26 protein-coding genes are annotated in these 18,366 nt (G+C 59.5%); 18 read left to right on the top strand and 8 right to left on the bottom strand.

What is annotated here, in order from left to right:
• Nucleotides 1-20: 20 nt before the first annotated feature.
• The 3 genes from ACR0I7_RS15415 to ACR0I7_RS15425 all read right to left on the bottom strand — a co-directional run bounded on the left by ACR0I7_RS15415 (nt 21) and on the right by ACR0I7_RS15425 (nt 2,210).
• Nucleotides 21-779, bottom strand: a complete 759-nt coding sequence (locus ACR0I7_RS15415) for a F0F1 ATP synthase subunit A (protein ID WP_480512576.1) — start codon at nt 777-779, stop codon at nt 21-23.
• A 2-nt stretch (nt 780-781) separates the two neighbouring features.
• Nucleotides 782-1,114 (bottom strand): AtpZ/AtpI family protein, encoded by a 333-nt coding sequence (locus ACR0I7_RS15420; RefSeq protein ID WP_480512577.1) that lies wholly within the window; start codon nt 1,112-1,114, stop codon nt 782-784.
• Nucleotides 1,115-1,298: 184 nt separating this feature from the next.
• Complete coding sequence (locus tag ACR0I7_RS15425; RefSeq protein ID WP_480512579.1) at nt 1,299-2,210, bottom strand: DMT family transporter; 912 nt, start codon at nt 2,208-2,210, stop codon at nt 1,299-1,301.
• 84 nt (nt 2,211-2,294) lie between these two features.
• On the opposite strand from ACR0I7_RS15425, the gene ACR0I7_RS15430 reads away from it, so the two are divergent.
• The gene (locus ACR0I7_RS15430) at nt 2,295-2,639 is read left to right on the top strand and encodes an ArsR/SmtB family transcription factor (RefSeq protein WP_480512581.1); all 345 of its coding nucleotides are present in this window, start codon (nt 2,295-2,297) and stop codon (nt 2,637-2,639) included.
• A 258-nt stretch (nt 2,640-2,897) separates the two neighbouring features.
• On the opposite strand, the gene ACR0I7_RS15435 is transcribed toward ACR0I7_RS15430, so the two are convergent.
• Both ACR0I7_RS15435 and ACR0I7_RS15440 read right to left on the bottom strand, forming a co-directional pair.
• A complete protein-coding gene (locus tag ACR0I7_RS15435) occupies nt 2,898-3,800 on the bottom strand; it encodes a DMT family transporter (RefSeq protein WP_480512583.1) in 903 nt (300 codons plus the stop codon).
• Complete coding sequence (locus tag ACR0I7_RS15440) at nt 3,797-4,675, bottom strand: LysR family transcriptional regulator (protein ID WP_480512585.1); 879 nt, start codon at nt 4,673-4,675, stop codon at nt 3,797-3,799. The genes ACR0I7_RS15435 and ACR0I7_RS15440 overlap by 4 nt, the downstream gene beginning before the upstream one ends.
• Before the next feature lie 120 nt (nt 4,676-4,795).
• Here ACR0I7_RS15440 and ACR0I7_RS15445 point away from each other — a divergent pair, with 120 nt between their 5' ends.
• The gene (locus ACR0I7_RS15445) at nt 4,796-5,377 is read left to right on the top strand and encodes an FMN-dependent NADH-azoreductase (RefSeq protein WP_480512587.1); all 582 of its coding nucleotides are present in this window, start codon (nt 4,796-4,798) and stop codon (nt 5,375-5,377) included.
• A 70-nt stretch (nt 5,378-5,447) separates the two neighbouring features.
• A complete protein-coding gene (locus tag ACR0I7_RS15450; protein ID WP_480512695.1) occupies nt 5,448-6,191 on the top strand; it encodes an aspartate/glutamate racemase family protein in 744 nt (247 codons plus the stop codon).
• Here the strand turns inward: ACR0I7_RS15450 and ACR0I7_RS15455 are convergent, their stop codons facing one another.
• Nucleotides 6,192-6,722: a prolyl-tRNA synthetase associated domain-containing protein gene (locus tag ACR0I7_RS15455; protein ID WP_480512589.1), complete on the bottom strand. Its 531-nt coding sequence runs from the start codon at nt 6,720-6,722 to the stop codon at nt 6,192-6,194.
• An 88-nt stretch (nt 6,723-6,810) separates the two neighbouring features.
• On the opposite strand from ACR0I7_RS15455, the gene ACR0I7_RS15460 reads away from it, so the two are divergent.
• A complete protein-coding gene (locus ACR0I7_RS15460) occupies nt 6,811-7,332 on the top strand; it encodes a hypothetical protein (protein WP_480512591.1) in 522 nt (173 codons plus the stop codon).
• Here the strand turns inward: ACR0I7_RS15460 and ACR0I7_RS15465 are convergent.
• The gene (locus ACR0I7_RS15465; RefSeq protein ID WP_480512593.1) at nt 7,319-8,215 is read right to left on the bottom strand and encodes a sulfotransferase domain-containing protein; all 897 of its coding nucleotides are present in this window, start codon (nt 8,213-8,215) and stop codon (nt 7,319-7,321) included. The genes ACR0I7_RS15460 and ACR0I7_RS15465 overlap by 14 nt on opposite strands.
• 250 nt (nt 8,216-8,465) lie before the next feature.
• Between ACR0I7_RS15465 and ffh the strand changes: the two genes are divergently transcribed.
• The 11 genes from ffh (at nt 8,466) to ACR0I7_RS15520 (ending at nt 15,302) form a co-directional block, all read left to right on the top strand.
• Nucleotides 8,466-9,974, top strand: a complete 1,509-nt coding sequence (gene ffh / locus ACR0I7_RS15470; protein WP_480512595.1) for a signal recognition particle protein — start codon at nt 8,466-8,468, stop codon at nt 9,972-9,974.
• On the top strand, nt 9,971-10,525 hold the full coding sequence (locus ACR0I7_RS15475; RefSeq protein WP_480512597.1) for a GNAT family N-acetyltransferase: 555 nt from the start codon (nt 9,971-9,973) through the stop codon (nt 10,523-10,525). Before ffh ends, ACR0I7_RS15475 begins: the two co-directional genes overlap by 4 nt.
• Nucleotides 10,522-11,073 (top strand): GNAT family N-acetyltransferase, encoded by a 552-nt coding sequence (locus tag ACR0I7_RS15480; RefSeq protein ID WP_480512599.1) that lies wholly within the window; start codon nt 10,522-10,524, stop codon nt 11,071-11,073. The genes ACR0I7_RS15475 and ACR0I7_RS15480 overlap by 4 nt, the downstream gene beginning before the upstream one ends.
• On the top strand, nt 11,070-11,366 hold the full coding sequence (locus tag ACR0I7_RS15485) for a chorismate mutase (protein ID WP_480512601.1): 297 nt from the start codon (nt 11,070-11,072) through the stop codon (nt 11,364-11,366). The genes ACR0I7_RS15480 and ACR0I7_RS15485 overlap by 4 nt, the downstream gene beginning before the upstream one ends.
• Before the next feature lie 70 nt (nt 11,367-11,436).
• Nucleotides 11,437-11,826: a 30S ribosomal protein S16 gene (gene rpsP, locus ACR0I7_RS15490; protein ID WP_170388164.1), complete on the top strand. Its 390-nt coding sequence runs from the start codon at nt 11,437-11,439 to the stop codon at nt 11,824-11,826.
• Between the two features lie 12 nt (nt 11,827-11,838).
• Entirely contained in the window at nt 11,839-12,474 is a 636-nt protein-coding gene (gene bluB, locus ACR0I7_RS15495; RefSeq protein WP_480512603.1) for a 5,6-dimethylbenzimidazole synthase, read from the top strand.
• Between the two features lie 13 nt (nt 12,475-12,487).
• Nucleotides 12,488-12,625 (top strand): hypothetical protein, encoded by a 138-nt coding sequence (locus tag ACR0I7_RS15500; RefSeq protein WP_480512697.1) that lies wholly within the window; start codon nt 12,488-12,490, stop codon nt 12,623-12,625.
• On the top strand, nt 12,618-13,121 hold the full coding sequence (gene rimM, locus ACR0I7_RS15505; RefSeq protein ID WP_480512605.1) for a ribosome maturation factor RimM: 504 nt from the start codon (nt 12,618-12,620) through the stop codon (nt 13,119-13,121). The genes ACR0I7_RS15500 and rimM overlap by 8 nt, the downstream gene beginning before the upstream one ends.
• The gene (locus ACR0I7_RS15510; protein WP_480512607.1) at nt 13,121-13,936 is read left to right on the top strand and encodes a hypothetical protein; all 816 of its coding nucleotides are present in this window, start codon (nt 13,121-13,123) and stop codon (nt 13,934-13,936) included. The genes rimM and ACR0I7_RS15510 overlap by 1 nt, the downstream gene beginning before the upstream one ends.
• Nucleotides 13,933-14,742 (top strand): tRNA (guanosine(37)-N1)-methyltransferase TrmD, encoded by an 810-nt coding sequence (gene trmD, locus ACR0I7_RS15515; RefSeq protein ID WP_480512609.1) that lies wholly within the window; start codon nt 13,933-13,935, stop codon nt 14,740-14,742. The genes ACR0I7_RS15510 and trmD overlap by 4 nt, the downstream gene beginning before the upstream one ends.
• A 134-nt stretch (nt 14,743-14,876) precedes the next feature.
• Nucleotides 14,877-15,302 carry a hypothetical protein gene (locus ACR0I7_RS15520; RefSeq protein ID WP_480512611.1) on the top strand — a complete coding sequence of 142 codons (426 nt, stop codon included), beginning with the start codon at nt 14,877-14,879 and terminating at the stop codon, nt 15,300-15,302.
• On the opposite strand, the gene ACR0I7_RS15525 is transcribed toward ACR0I7_RS15520, so the two are convergent.
• Nucleotides 15,296-16,105: a glycoside hydrolase family 25 protein gene (locus ACR0I7_RS15525; RefSeq protein WP_480512613.1), complete on the bottom strand. Its 810-nt coding sequence runs from the start codon at nt 16,103-16,105 to the stop codon at nt 15,296-15,298. The two genes, ACR0I7_RS15520 and ACR0I7_RS15525, sit on opposite strands and share 7 nt — an antisense overlap.
• Before the next feature lie 381 nt (nt 16,106-16,486).
• On the opposite strand from ACR0I7_RS15525, the gene rplS reads away from it, so the two are divergent.
• From rplS to ACR0I7_RS15540, 3 genes are all read left to right on the top strand, one after another.
• Complete coding sequence (rplS, locus tag ACR0I7_RS15530; protein ID WP_039541573.1) at nt 16,487-16,870, top strand: 50S ribosomal protein L19; 384 nt, start codon at nt 16,487-16,489, stop codon at nt 16,868-16,870.
• A gap of 11 nt (nt 16,871-16,881) precedes the next feature.
• Nucleotides 16,882-17,103, top strand: a complete 222-nt coding sequence (rpmE, locus tag ACR0I7_RS15535) for a 50S ribosomal protein L31 (RefSeq protein ID WP_008757924.1) — start codon at nt 16,882-16,884, stop codon at nt 17,101-17,103.
• 208 nt (nt 17,104-17,311) lie between these two features.
• Entirely contained in the window at nt 17,312-18,343 is a 1,032-nt protein-coding gene (locus ACR0I7_RS15540) for an NADP-dependent oxidoreductase (protein ID WP_480512615.1), read from the top strand.
• Nucleotides 18,344-18,366: the final 23 nt, after the last annotated feature.

An 18,366-nucleotide genomic window follows, 5' to 3' on the forward strand; every position in this document is an offset into this window, starting at 1 on the left:
CGATGTTGGGTGTTCGGACCTTAGTGCGACGGATGCAGCGCATCCTTGAGATATACACAGGTCAGAATGGTAAATACGTAGGCCTGGATGAAGGACACGAGGACCTCAAGGCCATACATTGCGGTGATCGCCAGCACGGACACGGGCGAGATCGCGGCAATCGCGGCAAAGCCTGCGAACACCTTGATCACGGCGTGGCCTGCCATGACGTTACCGGCAAGACGAATGGAGTGGCTGACAGGGCGCACGAAGTACGAGATCAGCTCGATAATCGCCAGAACGGGGCGCAGCGCCATCGGTGCGCTGGAGACCCAGAACAGGCCCAGAAAGCCAGCGCCGTTCTTGACGAAACCCAGAACGGTCACGGTCAGGAACACGGCCAGCGCCAGCGGGATGGTCACGGCGAAATGCGAAGTGGTGGTGAAGGACATGGGCAGCATGCCCAGGAAGTTTGCGCACACGATGAACATGAACAGGGTCATGACATAGGGGAAGTACTTGACGCCTTCCTTGCCGCAGATGTCTTCCAGCATCTTGTAGATGAAGCCATAGGCCAGTTCGGCCACCGACTGCATCCGGGTCGGAACAATCGCGCGTTTCGACGTGCTGAGAACCAGCAGAGCAAAAACCGCGGCAATCGCCAGGAACAGCCACAGGGTCACGTTGGTGGGCGTGTACCATGCAATTGCACCGTCGCCGAACAACGGCTTAACGATAAACTGGTCCATCGGGTGGAAAACCAGGCTGCTGCCTTCTGCTGCGGTGGTCTCAGTTGCCACGTTCAGTCCCTCTCGTCCTTCTCAGCAGCCGCCGCTGCCGCTTGTTTCTCTTGAACCTCTTTCGCGCTGCGGAGCATAACCTTCACGCCCGCGACAAGGCCCAGCAATGTGAACAGCACCAGAAAGATCGGGATCGTCCCGAGCAGGCTGTCCAGCCCATATCCGATGCCAAATCCGATCCCCAGACCGGATACCATTTCGATGACCATCCTCCAGGCAAGCTCACCCCCGGACACGTCAGCATCTGCGCGGGGTTTCGGCGCCTTGGCCTTTTTCGCCGCTGCGATCTTGGCCTCAAGCTGCGCCATACGCTGCTTTTGGTCATCATCGGTCACGGGCGTTTCCCTCGCACAGTCTTGGGTAGGGTGCTAAGGGGCTGAGGGCGCAGAGTCAACGGCGTTAAGCGCGCAGGCAGATAGTATGTAATTTATTGATTTTAATATATATAATATCACATCAACTTAGCCGCGCCGGAACATGAGGGACGCGGATTGGGCAGATTCACCCAAATCCGCATATTCAACCTTTTGGTTGATCTTTGCCTGGCCCTCCGCGCAACAGCCGCCTGACAATACGCCCGTCGATCAGCAGAAGGCTGACAAAGATTGCCCCCATTCCCAGCAGATGTTCGGGCAAAAGCGTCTCGCCCAGAACCCATGTGCCAAGCACCAGAGCCGAAACCGGCGCGATCAGCGTCGCGGTAGACATATTGGTCGGCCCCGCCTTTGGCAGCAACCAGTAGAAGGCGATGAAGGCGGCCGAAGTCAGGACAAATCCGATGACCAGCAGCGACGCCCATGTTTCCGGGCGCGTGACCACCGGCAGCCCCTCATGCCAAAGCGCAAGCGGGGCGATGGACAGGGTGGCCCCCGTCAGCGCCAGCGCCACCAGCACAACCGGCTGCATATCGCGAAACGCGCGGGCGATGTTCAGCGAGAAGGCATAACAGATCGGCGCGCAGAGGATCAGCAGGATCGCCCAGAATTCCGACGTCGCACCGGCCCGCACCACCGGCAGCGACAGGATGACGATGCCAGCAAAACCACAGACCACGCCGAGCGATTTCAGCAGGGTGGCCCGTTCGCTGCCCGGCCAGAAATGTGAAACAAGCACAGCAAAGGCCGGAGTGGTCGCGTTAACGATACCGGCGACACCCGAGGCAACATGCTGTTGCCCCATCGCATAGAACGCAAACGGCCCGGCATAGCTGAGCGCACCAAAGCCCAGCAACCCGAAGGCGCGGGCGAGGCTTAGGCGCACCGGCATGCGCGCTCCGATGACATAGATCCAGCACCCCAGCGCCCCGAACGCCACGCGCCCCATCGAGACGGATAGCGGCCCCAACTCGCGCAGCAGGATGGCGTTGAACATGAAGGACATGCCCCACCCGATCCCAAGGATACAGATCACCAGCCAGTATTTGAGTGACATTCTCTGCCCCTTCAGCGCGTTCCGGGGCACAGTGACTTTATCGCGGAAATTGTCAAACGGGTTCCTGCACTTTAGGAAAGGACCATGTCCAACGACCTCGACACCGTCTTTGCGGCGCTTGCCGACCCGACCCGCCGCACCATCCTTGCGATGCTGCTGGAGGATGATATGGCGGTCACTGACGTAGCCGAACCGTTCGAGATGTCGCTGGCCGCGATCTCTAAACATCTGGTAATCCTGACCAAGGCGAGGCTGATCTCGCAGGAGAAGCGCGGTCGGGTGAAATGGTGCAAGCTGGAGCCTGACGCGCTGCGCGATGCCTCGGTCTGGATGCAGGGGTTTGGTCAGTTCGAACCTGTCAATCTGGACGCGTTCGAGCAGTTTCTGGCCCGTGAGCTGCCCGACGCGGACGAAGACGCAACCGTTTAGGGTCAGGACCCCTTAATCCTGCGCCACTGGCGCGCGAACGGCAAGAAAGCAGAGGATTTGGGCGCGCAGGGACTGGCGGGGTCAATTCCAAGCGGTCAAAGCCGCTTTGCAGCGGTTCTCGCGTCCGAAGGATTGACCTGATTTTGCCTCTGAGCGTCGTTGCAGCCCCTGGAAATAGAACCATTATTCCTGCGGGGCTGCGCCTTGTCAGCGGCAAAATCAGGTCAACCAGTGGTGCAGGATTAAGGGGTCCTGACCCTAAGCCGCGTTTGGGGCGGTCAGCTCATCAGGTTTCAGCAACATGAGCAGCGCGACAATTGTCAGCACGACGCCCAGAAGGATCATGGCGGTGGGGACACCATTGCCCAATGCGATCTCCCACAGGATGACCCAGCTGGGCACAAGATACGTATAGGCCATGACCTTGGCGGACGGCAGACGCAGGGCCGAGTACTGCACCAGAACAAAGCTAGCCGCCGTGGCAAAGAGCGCCAGATAGAGCAGCCCCAGCCATACGATGAATGGCAGCGCCCTCCAATCCGTTGCCATGATGTCGGACCAGCCAAAGCCGAACAGCACCAGACATCCCGCAACCAGCGTGCCAAAGGTAAAGACCACAGCCGGTTCGCCCCGGTTCAGCTTACGCACCATCGGCGTATAGATCGCATGCGCCACACAGCCGCAGAAATAGATGATCTCGCCCGTACCGATTTCAAAGACGCGGAAGGCCTGCCAGTCGGCCCGAAAAATGACCCACAACGCGCCAACCGCGCCGATAGCTAGCGCAAAGGCCATCCGCGGCGTGGTGACCTGGCGCAACAGTACCCATCCGGCCAGCGCCGCAATGACCGGGGTCAGCGTAAAGACCGCCGCCGCGCTGACCGGCGGCGCCGTCCTAAGCCCGTAAAACATCAAAACAAAGTAGCAGGCAAAGAGGCCACCCAGTATCAGATAGCGCCAAGGCGCCTGCGCAGCGCTGCGGGAAATGCCCGTTGTCATCAACGCCGCCGCCCCGATCACAAGCGCAGCAATTGCAAACCGCACCGCATTCAGCGCAGCAGGCGCGATTTCGTTTGCAATCATAGAGCCCAGCGAAAAGCTGCCCGCGACAAGGGCCGAAAAGACCAGCATGGCCAGATGGCCACGCGCCTGCGGACTCATACCATCCAGTCCTTGGCGCGTTCTTTCAGGAAGGTCAGAAACGCTTGAACCTTGGTGGTGCGGTGCAGATCCACATGTGTCACCAACCACAATTTGCCGGACCAGTCGGGCAAGGGTTCCATCACCTCGACCAGTTCGGGATGGCGCGCCGCTTCCCACCGCGCCATGAAGCCGATACCGGCCCCTGCCAGAACCGCTTCACCCCCGGTGAAATTGTTCGAACAGCGAAAGGTGATCGCCTCAGCCGGTGCGTTGGCCCGCAACCATTTGGAAAACGGCGCCCGGCTGTTTTCGTCATCATTGCCAACAAAAGTATGGCCGGCGAATTCGTCGACGCCCGAGGGTTTACCGTTGCGCGCGATGTAGTCCTTGCTGGCATAGAGACCCACCTCTTGCGAAACAAAGGGCTGCACCACGTTGTCCGGCTGATCAGGGGCAGCGCCGGCACGGATGGCAACATGCGCCTCGCCATATTCCAGCCGAAACAGGCGGTCCCCGGTCAGATACCGCACGATCAGCCCCGGATGCATCTTTTGAAATTCGCTGAGGATCGGCACAACAAGCGGCCCGAGCGATGCAAGCGAGGTCACCACCAGCTCACCCGAGACATCATCGCCCCGCCCTTTCATGCGACCAATCAGCTGATTGAACTGATCTTCGGTGGCCTGCGCCACGCGCAACAGATCTTCGCCCGCTTCGGTCGGTGTATACCCGCGCGCATGGCGCTGAAACAGCTTGACCTTCAGGCGCGCCTCGATCGCATCAATGTGGCGGATGACCGTGGCGTGATGAACGCCCAGCACTTCGGCGGCGCCACTGACAGTGCCCATCCGGGCAACCTGAAAGGCGGTTCTGACTTCGTCCCAATTGTCCATGACCGTATCTACTTATGTGCGAATTCCAACAATTGATGTTGATATAACTCTGTTTTGTTCATCTGCGCAACATTCATATTGGTCACAAGAGCAAATCCTCGTCCATATCGGAGACAGAAAATGACCAGAACCATCCTGCACATCGACGCCTCAGCCCGCCGCGCGGGCTCGGCAACCCGCGACCTGTCCGAGCGCGTTGTCCGCCATCTGGGAGCCGAGCGCATCATCCGCCGCGATCTGGCCACGCCGTTGCCGCTGCTGACCGAGGACTGGATCGCCGCCAATTTTACGCCAGCCGATCAGCGCGACGCGGTGCAGCGCGATCAGCTCGCTCTGTCCGATGAACTGGTGCAAGAACTTCAGGATGCGGATACGATCGTGATCGGCCTGCCCATCTATAACTTTTCGGTGCCCGCCGCGTTCAAGGCCTGGATCGACCTTGTGGCCCGTGCCGGGGTGACCTTCAGCTATACCGAAAGTGGCCCCAAGGGCCTGCTGGACGGCAAGCGCGCGGTGCTGGCGGTGGCGTCGGGCGGGACCGCTGTCGGGTCCGAGATCGACTATGCCACCGGCTATGCGCGCCATGTGCTGGGTTTCATCGGCATCACCCAGGTGGACGTGGTCGCGGCCGACCAAATGGCGCTGGACCCCGAAAACACGCTGAGCAAGGCGCAGAAGGCAGTGTCCGAACTGGCCGCGTGAGCCCTCTGGCAATAGACCGGCAAAACGTCCAAGCTGCGCACGGATTAACTGCGTGGCTTGGGCGTTTGATATGAAAAAGATCGGCATTCTCGGTGGGGTCGGATGGGCCTCGACACTGGACTACTACAGGGCGATTGCAGAAGGAGCGAGCCGAACCGCTGCCGCGCACGGACATAGCACGCCGCTGCCAATCCCGCCCATGACCATCGAATCCGTCGTGCAGGCGCAGACCCGTGCCCTGCGGGGCATACCGGGCGAAGAAAACAGCTGGGCTGATTTCGACGCGGTGTTCCGGGCCGCACTGCTGACGCTCGAACAGGCCGGTTGCGATTTTGCGGTCATGGCGTCGAACACGCCGCACGCGCGGTTGCACGCGATCCGGCGCGGCGTGTCGATGCCCATTCTCAGCATCTTTGACGCCACGGCCGACGCGACCGCAAAGACCGGCGCCGACAGGGCCCTGGTCCTTGGAACCACTGTGACAATGCAGGCGCGCAACTATGCGGACCGGCTGGCCGAGGACGGGATCACCGCAAACGCGCCACTGGCCGACGAAGAAATCGCCGAGATGCAGGCAATGATCGATACCGATTTCCATGGTGGGGCATCGCAAAACGCACGGCAGCGTCTGCTGGCGTTTTGCAAACGTCATGCGGCCCCCGGCACCGCGATTCTATTGGCCTGCACTGAGCTGCCGCTGGCCTTTCCCGATCATCTGGACGATGCGATTTTCGAAGCTGACGGTTTTTTGTTCGTAAACCCGTCAGCCGCCCATGTGGCTGCAGCGCTGGCTCTTGCGCTGTCCGAAGGCTGATCAGGGCAACCAGTTCACCGCACATCCGATCCGGTCAAAGAATGCCATCAGATCAGACGGTGACATGGCGACGGTTCGGTCATTGACCAGCGGGTGCATGTTTATCATATCCGCAGTCTGCGCCGCCGCGTCCATGTAAAAGCTTACGTTGTGTTCCACCCCGTTGATCATTGCCAGCGGACTAACCGCGCCGGGGCGGATGCCCAGGTTCTGAAACAGACGATCTGCCGAACCAAAGGACAGGCTTCCCAAACCCAGTTCAGCCCCCAGCGCCTTGAGGTCGATCTGACGGTCCTGATCCAGCGTCACCAGATAGTTCCGCTTTTTCCGGTCGCGCAGATAGAGGTTCTTGAGCCGCAGCGTGTTTTCCCCCGGCACTATAAACCGATGTTCAACGCCCTTTGCATCCTCGACGGTACGCAACGGGATGTGGGTATGCAGCCGGTAGGTCAGCCCCCAATCTTCCAATTGCGCAAGCAACGCATCCGAGCTGAGTGGCAATGTATCCTGATAGCTGGATGATGCGTCCATGGAACCCTCCTGTCTGCCGCGCTCTTGACGCATGCGGCCGTTGAATTCAAGCGGGGACAGGCCCGAAAAACGGTGTTAGCGTGCGGCCATGAGAGTTAAACGTAACACGCCCAACCAGTTAATCCTGTCTGACACCCCTTGGTTCATCGGGATCATGCTGATCATCTTTATACTGGCCTTCGTCGGTGCGGGTCTGTTCGTCGCGAGCGAAGGCAGCAAGAACATTTTATTCGGGCTGGTTTTTGCGTTGGGCGGTGGCGGGCTGGGGTTTGGTGCCTTCTGCGCCTTTGTCCAACGTGTTCAGGTGATATTGGACCGGAACAAAAACTCGATCCTGATCCGGCGCCAATCCGTATTCGGCTATCAAGCGGTTGAGCATGAGCTGTCCAATCTGTCCCATGCAGAGACAGAAAGTACCGTTTCGCACAGCGACAAAGGATCCTCCACGCTGTATCGCCCAGTTCTAATACTGGATAAGGGCATGAGCGCAGGCCGTCATCCTATTGTTGAGGCATTTTCCAGCGGACGCGGAGCGCACCGGTTTGCCGAAGCCGTGAATGACTGGCTGCCATCGAAACGCAGGCAGGATGATGGTGTCAGGTCGGCGTAAGGACAATCCCCTCCTCAAGCCACGCGCGTTCTTCGGGGTTAACCAGCGCTGCCATATACGCATCATATCGCACCATGTCGTTCGGCGTCAGCTTCCCCTCCCACTTATTGCTGGTGCCTGCGGCAAAGAATTGAGCGTAGTCGCGGAAACCCGATTGGAAATCTGGTGCTTTTGCTGCGCGAACTGCGTTGTTTCTCATAGACGCAAAGCTGCCCGCCCTAGCGAAGTCGTTGACCAGTTTTTGATCGGCAGCGATTTTCATGATCTGCGCAATTCGCGCCACCTGCGCCGGCAAATCGCGACTGAGTTCTGCGTAATGCAGGAAATGAATATTCGGGAGGTTCCGGTAGGTCCAAAACGATCTGAAGTGATGCACAAAAGACTGGAGTGTCAGGTCGTCCGTGCCTTTGGGCGTCGAGGGATAATCCAGAAATCTGTCAAACGCCTTGGAAATATCATCAACGTACATATAGTCCAGCCAGTCATGCTTCATGTTCTCGACATGGCCACGCAGCGAGAAATGAACATCAACCGGGTGGCGGTGCACAACCAGATATTGCGCGTCAGGAGAATAGGTGATCCCGTCCAGCGGCGTATGTGTTTTGATGCAACGCCGATGGGTTTGTGCCTGCAACATATCTGTCAGCACGTCAGTCTTCCGAAAGCGAAAATCCAACCACGGTGAGATTTTGTTGTCATAAACACTCGGATCAGCCTTTTGGGTGATCAGCATTCGAACCAGCGTTTGCGTCCATGTTGTTCCGCATTTCGGCGGGGTGCAGACGAAGATATCTCCGGGCCTCAGTTCAAAACTGGACCAGATGGCCGTGTCCGTGACCTCACCGAGATAGTCGGCTGTTCTGGTTGGTAGATTGTCTGTCATGTTGCCCTCGACTGAGCCTGATCTGATCAGAGTATCCGATAGCGAGGGCCTGACATAGCTTGTCTTGACTCAAACAGCCCAGAGGCGTAGACGACCCCAAACATCCGGAAGCGTCTGACCTTCCGGTCCCTTGAGTCGTTCAGGGATCGCCCCCCACCAGCGAGTTTCGCCCGTGGGGGCAATTGTGTATTTAGCCGGCGTTTCTTATCTGAGAAGCGCCACCAGATAACCGGCATAGGAGGCCGAAGGCATGTTTGAAAATCTATCCGAACGCCTCTCTGGCGTCTTTGACCGGCTGACCAAACAAGGTGCCCTGTCCGAGGAAGACGTCAAAACCGCCCTGCGTGAGGTTCGCGTGGCCCTGCTTGAGGCTGACGTCTCACTGCCGGTGGCGCGCGCATTCGTCAAGAAAGTGCAGGATCAGGCGACCGGTCAGGCCGTCACCAAATCGGTCACCCCCGGCCAGCAGGTCGTCAAAATCGTGCATGACGCGCTGGTCGATACCCTGCGCGGTGAGGAAGACCCCGGCAAGCTGAAGATCGACAATCCGCCTGCCCCGATCCTGATGGTCGGTCTGCAGGGTTCGGGTAAGACAACCACCACCGGTAAGCTGGCCAAGCGCCTGAAAGAAAAAGAGGGCAAGAAGGTCCTGATGGCCTCGCTCGACGTCTATCGCCCGGCGGCGATGGATCAGCTGGCCGTTCTGGGTACGCAGGTTGGTGTCGATACGCTGCCGATCGTGCCGGGCCAGTCGCCGGTGGATATTGCCAAACGCGCCAAACAGCAGGCGACACTGGGCGGCTACGACGTCTACATGCTCGACACTGCGGGCCGTCTGCACATTGACGAAGTGCTGATGGACGAGGTCGAGCAGGTCCGCAATGTGGTCGATCCACGCGAGACCCTGCTGGTGGTCGACGGTCTGACCGGTCAGGTCGCCGTTGAGGTCGCCGAAGAGTTTGACGCCAAGGTTGGCATCTCGGGCGTGGTTCTGACCCGGATGGACGGTGACGGGCGCGGCGGTGCAGCGCTGTCGATGCGCGCCGTCACCGGCAAGCCGATCCGTTTCGTCGGTCTGGGCGAGAAGATGGACGCGCTCGAAACCTTCGAGCCGGACCGGATCGCCGGTCGTATTCTGGGCATGGGCGACATCGTTGCTCTGGTCGAAAGGGCCCAGGAAACGATGGAGATGGAACAGACCGAGCGCATGATGAAGCGCATGGTCAAAGGTCAGTTCAACATGAACGACCTGAAAATGCAGCTGGAGCAGATGATCCAGATGGGCGGCATGCAGGGCATGATGGGCATGATGCCGGGCATGGGCAAGATGGCCAAACAGATGGATCAGGCAGGCCTGGACGACAAGATCCTGCGCCAGCAGATCGCGTTGATTCAGTCGATGACCAAGCGCGAACGCGCCAACCCTCAACTACTGCAGGCCAGCCGTAAGAAACGGATTGCTGCGGGTTCGGGGATGGAGGTCAGCGACCTCAACAAGCTGCTCAAGATGCACCGGCAGATGTCGGACATGATGAAGAAGATGGGCAAGATGGGCAAAGGCAAGATGCTGAAACAGGCCATGAAGGGCATGTTCGGCAAAGGCGGCCCCAGCCCCGAGGATATGGCCGCAGGCATGGATCCCAAGGCGCTGGAACAAGCCGCCAAAGCCATGGGCGGCAAGATGCCCGGCGGCCTGCCCGGACTGGGCGGTGGCATGGGTCTGCCCCCGGGGCTCAGCGGGTTCGGAAAGAAAAAGTGAGCCTGATCGCCCAACATATCCCCAAGCTTGAGACCGAGCGCCTGATCCTGCGCGCGCCGTCCGAAGCAGACTTTGACGCCGAGGCAGAGTTCTTTGCCAGCGACGCGTCGAAATTTGTCGGCGGGCCAAAGCGCCCGGACGAAACATGGCGCTCCATTGCCATGCTGTTGGGCCACTGGGCGATGCGGGGCTATGGGTTCTGGGGCGTCGAGGAAAAAAGCACCGGCACCTATGTCGGACATGTGGGCCTGTGGTTCCCGCACAGCTGGCCCGAACCGGAAATCGGCTGGACGTTGATGAATAACGCCACCGGCAAGGGCTATGCCACCGAGGCCGGGCTGGCCGCGCGCGCATATGCCTATGACGTGTTGGGTTGGGAGACAGCGATTTCACTGATCGACCCCGACAATACCGGCAGCCGTGCGGTCGCCGAACGTCTTGGGGCGCAGTTTGACTACATCTTTGAGCATCCTGCTTATGGCACGATGCAGGTCTGGCGCCATCCGGCCCCCGGTGAGCTGGAGAACGGTGGAATGGAGGCCTACGCATGACCTCTTTCAGCATTCCAAGCTTTGAGACCAACCGTTTGATCCTGCGCGCACCGCACGAGGATGACCTGCCTGCGATGATCGACTTCTTCGCGACCGAGCGCAGCCACATGGTTGGCGGACCCAAAGACGCATTCGCCTGCTGGAGCTCTTTGGCGGGTCGCTTGGGCCATTGGGCCATAAAAGGGTTTGGCCTTTGGCATCTGACCGAAAAAGCCAACGGCGCATTTGTGGGATGGGCCGGTATGATCGACGCCCCTGGCTGGGCCGAGCCCGAGCTGGGCTGGACGCTGATGGCTGAGGCCGAAGGCAAAGGGCTGGGCTTTGAGGCGGCGCAGGCCGCGCGCGCCTACGCGGCGCGGCATCAGGGGCTGAACGGCGTCATGAGCTATATCGCGCATGCCAATGACCGTTCGCGCGCACTGGCCGAACGCCTTGGGGCCACTTACGAGCGCGAGGCCGAACTTTTGGGCAAGACAGCCCAGATGTGGCGCCACCCGCATATCGACATATCTGACACCGTTTCGACCTCTGAGGGAACCGGCCAATGAACAACCCTGTCACACGCGCAGCCACGTTGCTGAAAGAGCATCGCGAAAGCATCGACCGGCTGGACGCGATCCTTGTCTACACGCTGGGTGAACGATTCAAACACACGCAGGCCGTTGGCAAGCTCAAGGCCGAACACGACCTTCCCCCGTCCGATCCCTCGCGCGAGGCCGCGCAGATCGCACGGCTTGAAGACCTGGCGAACCAGGCCGATCTGGACCCCGATTTCGCCAAGGCTTTCCTGAATTTCATCATTCAGGAAGTCATCCGACACCACCGGAAACATCAAAAGTGAACCTCCGGTTCAACAAACATCAGAACTAACCGGCACTACGCCGGATACGCCATTCAAAGGAGATATCACCATGGCAATGAAAATTCGTCTCGCCCGCGGCGGCTCGAAAAAACGTCCTTTCTATCGCATCGTTGCGGCTGACAGCCGTATGCCCCGCGATGGCCGTTTCATCGAGAAACTGGGCACCTACAACCCGCTGCTGCCGAAAGACAGCGAAGAGCGCGTGAAAATGAACATGGAGCGCATCCAGTACTGGCTGGATCAGGGCGCCCAGCCCACCGACCGGATCGCACGCATGCTGGAAGCTGCGGGCACCCGTGAAAAGGCCGAGCGTAACAACCCCAACAAGGGCACCCCGGGCAAGAAAGCTCAGGAACGCGCCGAAGAGAAAGCTGCTAAAGCTGCCGAGGCGGCCGAAGCAGCTGCTGCACCGGCTGAAGAAGCGGCAGCAGAAGAATAAGCAGGCGGACGCGTGCAGGATCAGGCTTTTACCGACGATTTTCGCACGCAGTTCGATCTGTTGATGCGGCTCCGGCGCGATGTGCGCCGGTTCCGCACGGATGCAATTGACGAGGCGGTGCTGAAGCGCTGCCTCGACGCGTTTCGACTGGCCCCCTCGGTTGGGCTGAGCGAACCCTGGCGCGTGATCCGCGTCGAAAGCGAGGCCGCGCGTGCTGCGGCATTGAAGAATTTTCAGGCCGCCAATGCAGAGGCTTTGGATGGCTATTCCGGCGCGCGGGCGCAGCTGTATAGCACATTGAAACTGTCCGGTATGCAGAACGCCCCCGTGCAGCTGGCGGTGTTTTGCGACGACGCCACCGATAAAGGGCATGGCCTGGGCGCCGGGTCCATGCCCGAGATGCGGCGCTATTCCGTGGTGTCGGCCATCACCCTGTTCTGGCTGGCACTGCGGGTCGAAGGGCTGGGTCTGGGGTGGGTATCGATTCTGGACCCCGATCAGATGGCGCTTGATCTGAACGCCCCCAGAGATTGGCGGCTGATCGGGTATTTCTGTGTCGGCTGGCCCGAGGCCCCTTCAGACACGCCGGAACTGGAACAGGCTGGCTGGGAAACCCGCGAAGACGCCCTGCAGATTGAAGTGCGATAGCAGTATGTTTGGATTGATACGACTTCCCATCCTGTTGATGATCGCCTTTATTGCGGGAGTGTTTTTTGAACGCTCGAACCAGCGTGAGGCCTGCGAGGTGATCGGGCAATGGCGGGATGGACTATGTGTAACGGAAGGCTCAAATGAGTGATCTGATCTGCGTCGGCAGCGTTGCGGGCTCTTACGGCGTGCGCGGCGAAGTGAGGCTGAAGAGCTTCTGCGCCGTCCCCGAAGATATCGAGGCCTATTCGCCGCTGACCGATGAGGCCGGGCAAGAGCGTTTCCCGGTGGTTTTGACCCGTACTATCAAGAACGGATTTGCGGCCCGTCTGGGCGGGATCGAGACCAAGGAACAGGCCGACGGACTGAATGGTCTGCGCCTTTATGCGCGGCGCGATCAACTGCCTTCGTTGCCGGATGACGAGTTCTATCACACCGATCTGATCGGGCTTGAGGTTTACGATACCGGCGGCACGTTGCTGGGGCGCGTGAAATCGGTTCAGAACCACGGTGCCGCAGACCTGTTGGAACTGCACGGGTCGGGCCTGAAGGCAACCGTTTTTCTGCCCTTCACGCTGGAGGCCGTGCCAACGGTTGATCTAGACAAGGGCCGCATCGTGGCTGACCCGCCCGAAGGTCTGTTCTGATGCGGCGCGTTCTGCTGCATCTGGGGCTGCACAAAACCGGCACCACTGCGGCGCAGTCGTTCCTGCATGAAAACCGCGAGCTGATCTGGCCGCATTTTGCGCTGATCCTACCCTATAAGACGCGCAAGTCAGGGCTGTCCGACGCGGCCACCCGACACTCGATCTATGGCACGGTCGGGACGCTGGCCGATTTTGGCAACCAGGCCCGAGAGCTTCTGGACAGCTTGGATTTTGGCGACAAACGCGGGCTGATCCTAAGCGAAGAGAACCTGTCAGGGCTGCGTCCCAGTCGGAATGTGGCCGTCGGGTATCTGGCTGCCCCCGAGCTTGCGGCCTGTCTGATCGATATGGTCCACAACCGGTTTAAGCATCAGAAGATCGAAGTAACTGTTTATCTGTCGCTGCGCCAGCGCGGCGGATGGTTGCGCAGCCTCTGGGCGCATGATCTGCAACGCACCCGGCTTGTGCAGGACTTTGACACTTTCCGCAGCCATATGGACGAGCTTCCATCGCCTCAGGCCACGGCAGAGGCCATTCGCAAAAGGCTGCCTGCCATTGACGTGCAGACCGAGTGGCTGGAAGACCTGCAGGAGCGCAGATTTGGCCCCGGCGCGCCGTTTGTCGATTTCCTCGACCTGCCGCGCAACAAGATGTGGGAGCTGACCACAGCCACCCGGACCAATCCGCGCTTGCCCGAGGACGCGTTGCAAGACCTGCTTGCGCTGAACCGATCGGGGCTGGACGACGCGGAACTGGTGCGACAAAAGGCTGACATCGTTCAATCCGTTCAAGATGGGCTGGTCAGCACCAAATGACAGAGAAACCCGGCAAATCCCATGGCCGCAAAGCCATTCGTCCGACGCTGAAACCGCGTGAATTGCTGACCCCGACACCCGACCTGCATGGCGTGTGGAAGGCCAAGATCATCACCTTGTTTCCCTCGGCCTTTCCGGGCGTTCTGGGCGAAAGCCTGACGGGCAAGGCGCTGCAAGAGGGGCTGTGGCAACTGGAAACCGTGGACCTGCGTCAGTTCGGCATCGGCAAGCATCGCAATGTCGACGGCACGCCAGCAGGCGGCGGCGCCGGGATGGTGCTGCGTGCGGATGTGCTGGGGGAGGCTATCGAACACACGATGAGAGGCGTTCAGGGGAACTGGCCGCTGATCTACCTCAGCCCGCGTGGACGCCGGATGGATCAGCGCATGATGCAGACCCTGGCGCGGTGTGAAGGGATGACCCTGCTGTGCGGTCGCTTCGAAGGCGTCGACGAGCGCGTATTGGAGCATTACGGCGTCCAAGAGGTCAGCTTGGGTGATTTTGTGATGACCGGCGGCGAGATCGCCGCGCAGGCGCTGATTGATGCCACGGTGCGCCTGATCCCCGGTGTGCTGGGCAATCAAGCCTCGACCGAAGAAGAAAGCTTTTCTTCCGGCTTGCTGGAGCATCCGCAATACACCCGCCCCGCAGACTGGAAAGGCCGCCCGATCCCCGAGATTCTGATGTCCGGTCACCATGGCCGCATCGCGCAATGGCGGCACGAGATCTCGCAGTCTTTAACCCGCGAGCGGCGCCCTGATCTGTGGGCAGACTACCTTAAATCACAAGGCGATAAGCCCGAGTAATCGTGGCACGTGTGGCCCTCACGCCTCAGCACCGGAATTTGGCGGAATGCGATTTGCAGTTGAACCGCGCAGGGTCTACTCACCCCAGGAATCATTTTGAAACCAACCTCTTGAACTGCGAGTCCGCCTGAAACATGAGAAAGATTCTGCTTGGCACAGCCATGTGCCTGTCTGCTTGCGCGTCGTCACATGGCCCTTCGATCCCCGTCAAACCCGGCCACGACATGGATTATGCTCGACGTGCTGTCAGCGCCTGCACGGCTGACGCCAAAGAAGGTGGAAACAGCGCTGTCGCGGGTGGCTATGTCACAGGGATCATTTTGGGTGGGTTGATCTTGGGGCCAGCTGTGGTCGGCGCGTCTCAGGACAATATTCGGGCGACCGGCGAAGTTGACGCTGTTGACCGCTGTCTGGAAGAAAACGGCTTTGAACGCCGCGATCTGACAAATGCCGAAACCCTGTGGCTGAACAACGCCTATGGCAGCGAGCGGGAACGCAGGCTTGATCATCTGGTCGGCGGCGGCACCATCGAAACCTATACGCTGACGCCCGTTCAGTAAGCAGCGCCCGCCTTCCAGCGCGCCCAGATATCCGGTGTACCGTTAAAGGTATTGATATCCACCTTGCCCTGTACGCCGGGCACCAACCCGGTGCCGGTGTACTGCCAGAACCGCCAGATGGCCTCGGGGTAGACCTGTCTTGGATGCCCCGCCACTGACCTGAGCCAGAAGTCGGTGTTGGACAGGCGGCCAATATCGGTGTCTTCGTAAAAATCTACGGTGGTGTAGACGATCGGCCTGCGCCCATAATGGCGTTCAAGGATGTTCAGAAACTTCTGCGCCTCAGCGCGCACGGTCCGCCCGTCGGGGCGCAGGGTGCAGGTTTTGGAATGGGGCGTCCATTCCATATCCAGCACATGCGGCAGTTCAGCCCCTTTGGGTACGTTCTGAATAAACCAGCGGGCCTGCTCCTCTGCCGGGCGGCAGAAGTAGTAATAGTGATACGCCCCCCAAGGCACACCCGCCGCCTGGGCGCCGCGCCGGTGGTCGTCAAACAGGGGATCAGAGAAATCGCCGCCTTCGGTGGCCTTTAGGAACGCAAAACTGACGCCCGAAGCGCGCGCTGTATGCCAGTCAATCGGCCCCTGCCAGCGCGACACATCAAGCCCGTGGATCGGATATTGGCCGGGATGGCGCCCCTCCCACTCATGCGGGTCGGCATCGCCAAAGCGGGGATAGATCACCGCTGGGGCCGTTCGGTCCACAATCTGCTGCGAAGGCTCGACTACCTGAGGCTGGGGTCCGCGCCGCCCGCATGACATAAGCACAACGCCAATCAAGGCCAGCATCACCGCAATGCGCATTATCTGTTCCTGTCTGAAATATCTGCTCGTATTATTGCAACCAGAATGCCTGATCCCCCGGGCAACGCAACGTCCTATTTCGCAGGCGGCAAAAACCCACCTGCCGCTTTGAAAATATAGCAATTTAGGCTTGATCCCTGCCCGCAAATTCCTTAAACGAACGCCATCCGGTGCCGCGCCTGTGCGACTCCGGTGTTTTTGGTTTGCCTGATGTCGTGGCGCCTGACCTTCTTCGGTCAAGGCGCGACAAGGTGGACCAAACATAAGGAACAGTCGATCTGACCTCTGGCGGGCTGCAATGCGGGACCCGGTGAAGACCAAGAGCTCTCAGGCCGTACCCAAACTTCGTGGACCAACCACGAGCAGATAGGAGTAAATGCGATGGACCTGATCGCACAGCTTGAGGCGGAACAGATCGCCGCCCTGGGGAAAGACATCCCCGATTTCAAAGCCGGTGACACCATCCGTGTCGGCTTCAAAGTGACCGAAGGGTCGCGTACCCGTGTGCAGAATTACGAAGGCGTCTGCATCGCGCGCAAAGGTGGCAGCGGCATCGCCGGTTCGTTCACCGTCCGTAAGATTTCGTTTGGCGAAGGCGTGGAGCGTGTGTTCCCGCTGCATTCGACCAACATCGACAGCATCACCGTTGTCCGCCGTGGCCGCGTCCGTCGCGCCAAACTGTACTATCTGCGCACCCGTCGCGGTAAATCCGCACGTATCGCAGAGGTCACCAACTACAAGCCCAAGGCTGGCGCCGAGGCGTAAGGAGCGGAAAGATGAAAAAAGACATCCATCCCGATTATCACGTCATCAACGTCAAAATGACCGATGGCACCGTGGTTCAGATGAAATCCACCTGGGGCGCCGAGGGCGACCAGCTGGCTCTGGAAATCGACCCCTCCTCGCACCCGGCATGGACCGGTGGCGGCACCCGTCTGATGGACGCTGGCGGCCGCGTGTCGAAGTTCAAGAAGAAATACGAAGGTCTGGGTTTCTAAACTCACACCTCGATACGTTTCCGAAGGGCCGTCCGATTGGGCGGCCTTTCTTTTTTGGTCAGAAGGTTTCGAAGTCTGGGGCTTGCGAACATGGGTGGCATCTATTGGGCGACGCGGTCTTAGAGTGCCTTGCCCTGCATTGCATATCTTCTGTAGCGGCCAGTTCCATGGCAATGTAGCTGTGGTCCGTCAACAGAAGGAGACCGCAATGGCGCAGACATCGGATGTAAACCGTCAAATTGTGCTCGCTGAGCGCCCCAAAGGTCAGCCAGACGACAACACGTTGAAATTACAGGCAACCGATGTGCCCGTGCCCGGCGAAGGCGAAATGCTGGTGCGCACGGTGTATCTGTCGCTGGACCCTTACATGCGGGGACGCATGAATGATGCCAAGTCCTATGCCGAGCCTGTGGCGATCGGAGAGGTCATGACAGCTCAGGTCGTTGGGCAGGTGGTGATGTCCAATTTGCAGGGCTATGAAGAAGGGGACTTCGTACTGTCCGGCAGTGGCTGGCAGGACTACGCAATCTCGGACGGAACGCAGGTCATGAATCTGGGTAAGGACCCGCAGAACCCATCATGGGCCTTGGGTATTCTTGGGATGCCGGGCTACACCGCCTATGCGGGTCTGTTGAAAATTGGCGAGCCGAAACCGGGCGAAACGGTTGTTGTGGCAGCGGCAGCTGGCCCGGTCGGTGCAACTGTCGGGCAGATCGCAAAACTGAAAGGGTGCCGGGTGGTTGGCATTGCAGGAGGCCCCGAGAAATGCGCCCATGTGGTCGAAAATCTTGGGTTCGATGCCTGCGTCGATCACCGGTCAGAGAATTTGGCCGCTGAATTGCGTGAAGCCTGTCCGAACGGGATCGATGTCTATTTCGAAAATGTTGGGGGCAAAGTACTTTATGCGGTGTTGCCGCTGCTTAACCCGTTTGCCCGCGTCCCGGTTTGTGGCGTGGTGGCCTGGTATAACTTGCCGGGTCTGCCAGAAGGGCCTGATATGGGGCCGGCTATCATGGGCACCATTCTACGTATGAAGGTAAAGTTGCAGGGCTTTATCATTTTCGACAGCTTTCCAGCGTCGCTTTACAAGGAGTTCGCACGGGACATGACGGCTTGGCTTCAAGATGGGTCGGTCAAATACAAAGAACACGTTGTGGACGGGCTTGAGAACGCGCCTGAAGCATTCAACCAGCTATTGGCTGGCGGGAATTTCGGAAAGATGGTGGTGAAAGTAGGCTAGGCTCACCACGTTTTAAAACCCCA

Source organism: Ruegeria sp. AM1 (assembly GCF_056540745.1).